The 4147-nt window shown below is 37.7% G+C and carries 4 protein-coding genes; 2 read left to right on the forward strand and 2 right to left on the reverse strand.

What is annotated here, in order from left to right:
- Window positions 1-59: 59 nt before the first annotated feature.
- Window positions 60-299 carry a transposase gene (locus F6K13_RS35840; RefSeq protein ID WP_353769996.1) on the reverse strand — a complete coding sequence of 80 codons (240 nt, stop codon included), beginning with the start codon at window positions 297-299 and terminating at the stop codon, window positions 60-62.
- On the opposite strand from F6K13_RS35840, the gene F6K13_RS21370 reads away from it, so the two are divergent.
- Together F6K13_RS21370 and F6K13_RS21375 are read left to right on the forward strand one after the other, a co-directional pair.
- A complete protein-coding gene (locus F6K13_RS21370; protein ID WP_205127232.1) occupies window positions 255-458 on the forward strand; it encodes a transposase in 204 nt (67 codons plus the stop codon). The two genes, F6K13_RS35840 and F6K13_RS21370, sit on opposite strands and share 45 nt — an antisense overlap.
- Window positions 459-1033: 575 nt before the next feature.
- Window positions 1034-1198: a hypothetical protein gene (locus F6K13_RS21375; protein WP_205127650.1), complete on the forward strand. Its 165-nt coding sequence runs from the start codon at window positions 1034-1036 to the stop codon at window positions 1196-1198.
- A gap of 374 nt (window positions 1199-1572) precedes the next feature.
- On the opposite strand, the gene F6K13_RS21380 is transcribed toward F6K13_RS21375, so the two are convergent.
- Window positions 1573-3315, reverse strand: coding sequence for an iron uptake porin (locus tag F6K13_RS21380; RefSeq protein ID WP_287288317.1), 1743 nt, complete (start codon window positions 3313-3315; stop codon window positions 1573-1575).
- Between the last annotated feature and the right edge of the window lie 832 nt (window positions 3316-4147).

A 4147-nucleotide genomic window follows, 5' to 3' on the forward strand; every position in this document is an offset into this window, starting at 1 on the left:
AGATGTTACTTTTGATGGCTCGACATTGGTCATAAAATTATCAATTTCTGTGGCCTCTTCTATAGAACTAGCATTGATAACGATAGCAAATGTTCTTTCTCCAAAAAGGCGTGAAGTTGATGCTCTAGATGAACATGGTCTGGCATAATTTCTAGTGCTATCAACCTCCAGTTGTGCTCAGTACATAGCTCAAAAATAATCTCTTGGAGCCTTTGTTTGACATCCTCTACGCGGTTTAACGGGTGATAAAGCCTTTGACTGAGAGAGGAATAGAAGTAGTGATTCCACCGAAAAAAAATCTAAAAGAACTCCGTAATTATGATCGAGTCTTATACAAAGTACCTCATCAGATCAAAAATTTTTTCGCCAAACTCAAACAGTATCGAGCGATCGCCACAAGGTATGACAAGGGTTCAGTAAACTTTCTAGGAGGAATTTATGAGGAATTTATTTGGTAGCTTCAGTCATTTTATTGCCATAGCGATCATCATCTTCCTTGATCATATAATGGCTATCTTCTAGAGTTTAGACTAACTATAGCAGTGCATTCTGGCAGATTTACACATTATTTTTTGTAAACCTTTTCGCTTACTGCACTTTGAGCTGGAAGTTGTAAATACCTGAGGGAGCAGCGTTGTACCCAAAAATAACACCGTACAGTCTAGTATAATCTCATGTGCGATCGCTACTGAATACCAGCAAAGTTGATGGTTGACAAATATTAATAAATCAAATTTCAGAAAAAGGGAGAAAATTGAAAAGCAATTAAATAGAAACATAACTCTCCCTGATGAATACTAACATAAATAGACTGCAAAAATTTAGGACTGATACCTACAATTTACTTGGGTTTGCTCAGGATTCCACTTATGATTTAATCCATGCAGTTTTAACCACGCTTAACAGCCAATTCATTGGCTGATTTTTCCCTTTCACCTTGATTTCAAAGACAATGGCCTTCTACTTATGAATCCTTATCTTCCGTGAGCTTAAGCCTCAAAAAAACTTAAGCCCTGGAAGGGTCGCACAATCAATGTTCGGACTTTTAGTCAAGATTGGAACCCCTGCTAAAACTGCCAAACCCCGTGGAAAATCCACTGGTTGGAAAACAGGTAAAGTCAGAAGTAAAAGAACCCGTTATCCTGTAGTAAAAAAACGAAAAAGTCCCACAAAAAAAACCAAAAATCTGAAAACTTAGACTCAATTTTTGGTTAATTTACCTTCTTTTTTCACCCAAAACAATCTTGGGAAATTTTGTCTTAGTCTAAACTCCAGTAATTTTATGATCTGAAAATTTAAGAATCTACTATAGCAATCCTATTTCATATCATGTCCGATTATATACTTAGACTTTGATGAAAGGGAGATAGAGAACATAAGTTAGAAGGAAGAAGGGTTTCCTCCAATTGTGACGTAATTTTACACACTAAGGATACTACCGGACATGATATCAGTTGCGGGTAACAATATCTTGGAATTTAGGGAACACCTTAACTGGGAATAAGGGGAAAAGTTTCAGAATTTTTATCTATACTGAGATTTTTGACAAATCATTTAGGATTGCTATATTAGTTAGAATCTAAAAGTAGTCCGTAATGTTGTCACCCAAATAGTATCATTAAAATCATCGTGATTCGGATTAGTAATCACAAATAAACCAGGAGTAACAGAGATATTATCATTAAGTTGGAATCGATAAATTGCTTCTATATGTATAGAAGTATCGTCATCCTTGAGTGAATCATCATCACCGCCATCGGTAACAATAGGAGGAACCCCTACCATAATACCGCCCATGTTACCTTCCTTAAACAAATCTGGAAAAGCAACATAGAGCATTCCATTAATGATAGTAACGTCGTCATCATCACCGTTATCATTTTCCGGACGAGCCCAGGTGGTGCCAAACCAACCGCCCACTTCAATCTTGTCATTTACCCTCCAATTAGCTTGAAACCCAACGTTATCAGCAGTAGTGGGAGTACCATCAAAAGGATCTTGAGCCTTGAAACTACCTGTAGCTGCACTCACATCAACAGAATCTTTACCCCAATACTTACGAACATAACCTAGGCCAAAAGACAGATTGGGATTGGGTTGAATTATGAGCTGACCCAAAGCACTATAGTCACCATTGAAAATACCAGCACCTTCATTTGGATCTTCTGGCTCGCCAGATAAGTAAGCGATTTCGAGTAAAAAGGTCTCATTAAATGCGTACTGAATCCCCAGACCAGCACCAGCAGGGCCTCGGAAACTGGTAGGATTACGTCTACCAAAGCGGGAGATAGTGCCATCGCCTTCATCTTGAAGAGGTGTTAAAACTGTGGAAACGTCGTCAAGGTCTACTCCAGTAGGGCCAACTAAAACTTGAGCCTTATCGCCTACAGGGAAACTATAGAAGAATAAGTCAATGATGACTGTATCATCACCATCACCTTCATCAATACCTGCAAGAGTCATTAAGGTATTAGTGAGGTTTTCTCCGCTGAGGTCTGGAATATCAGTGGCTTGTAGACGGGTAAATAGTAAATCTTCTCCAGTAAAGCTGGTCTCAAAATTCAGACGTACTCGATAAGAAAAGGTGGTTTCAGTTTTGTCATTAGCTGATGCTTCTCCCCGAGCTTGGGCTCTTTCTCCATAAGTATCAGTTACCCAGAATAGTACTTCACCATCTAGTTTGGTTGTGGTGGAAAATTGATTGGCCTCCAATTCTGCGCTGCGTGCTTCTAAAGCATCTACACGACCGCGCAATTCTGCTAATTCTACGGCAAATTCTTCTTGCAACCTTTGTAACACAGCTAAGTCGTCGCGAGTTACTAAGTCTGCGGTTGCTGCTGCGACTAATTCCGTAATTCTGTCTAAACAAGCGTTTAAACCTGCTGCAAATTCATAACGAGTCATGGCACGGTTGCCTTTGAATGTGCCATCCGGATAACCTGCGATACAACCATAACGTTCTACTAATGATTGTAAAGCTTGAAAAGCCCAATCTGTGGGTTGGACATCTGATAACTGGGAAACAGATGTTACTTGGCCCATTGGGTCTACTACTTCTAAGTCTGATGCCCCTTTAATTCCTGAAGTTATCCCTTCAATAGAGGTCTCTGATTCTAGGTCGGATACCCCAATAGAATTTTTGGGTGATGTCTGAGTAGGTTTTTTTGATTCTAGGTCGGATACCCCAATAGAATTTTTGGGTGATGTCTGATTCTCTGGTGGAGTAGGCAGTGCCTGGGCAGTATTAGCCATTAGTAGGGTGATACTGAGAATGCTAGGACTATATTTTACAAATTTATTAAGAGTTTTTTTCATTCAGTTTTTACTCATACCCCTTGATTATTAAGGGGATTTACTCTGTTAGTAAGGATTAAAGTTATAGTTTATCGGCACTAACTACTTTGCCGAGCTGGTTAATAGATAATAACTTATTGAGTTATTATCTATTAATTTTTTATTTGGCAAGGTTAAAGTCTTGAGTATACTATTTTCAATTATCAATAACCTGAGAAAATATAGTAATACCATTTCTCAAAAGTTTTGCTACATCTCCTTGGAAGTAGGGAATAGGGTTAAAAGGCATAAGATATTTTGGATTAATGCCGATAATCCTCTACATTCATTACTGAATCATTATTATTACTTAATAACTGAAGTTCATCGGAAGTATAGCATTATTTTTGGGAATTGGTATAATACATACTGATATATTTATATGCTATATCAGTATTTGTAACGTAGTATTAATTGGTATTGCAGGAAAAATGAAGAGAATTAACTATGTATTATCATTTTCTTTGTGGGTTTAATACCCCACCGTCTACACGGTGTTCAAAATTACTTGGGGTGAGAATCCCCATGTAATTTTCCTCCTGTCTCCTGTCTCCTGTCTCCTGTCTCCTTCTTCAAGTATAGCTATTGTGCGCTCAGGTTTTGAAAATTAATCGTTTATTTAGATTTGAAATAATTAATATTTATTATCAAAATATTACTATAGACCCGATCGTCTGTGACATTGGCCGGGTAAAAGTGATTCATTAATGGATAAAGGAGCAAAGCATTAGAAATGAAGTCTATCCCTCACTCCTAATGCTTTACTCCCTATTAGTAAATTATTAAGCGAAATAACTCAGTCTACCTAAAAATT

The organism is Okeania sp. SIO2B9, assembly GCF_010672505.1.
GTDB classification, from domain to species: domain Bacteria; phylum Cyanobacteriota; class Cyanobacteriia; order Cyanobacteriales; family Microcoleaceae; genus Okeania; species Okeania hirsuta.

Bases quoted from the DNA above. Each gene is read 5' to 3' on its own strand.
- F6K13_RS21375 (WP_205127650.1), top strand. From the start codon at position 1,034: ATGTTCGGACTTTTAGTCAAGATTGGAACCCCTGCTAAAACTGCCAAA.
- F6K13_RS21380 (WP_287288317.1), bottom strand. From the start codon at position 3,315: ATGAAAAAAACTCTTAATAAATTTGTAAAATATAGTCCTAGCATTCTC.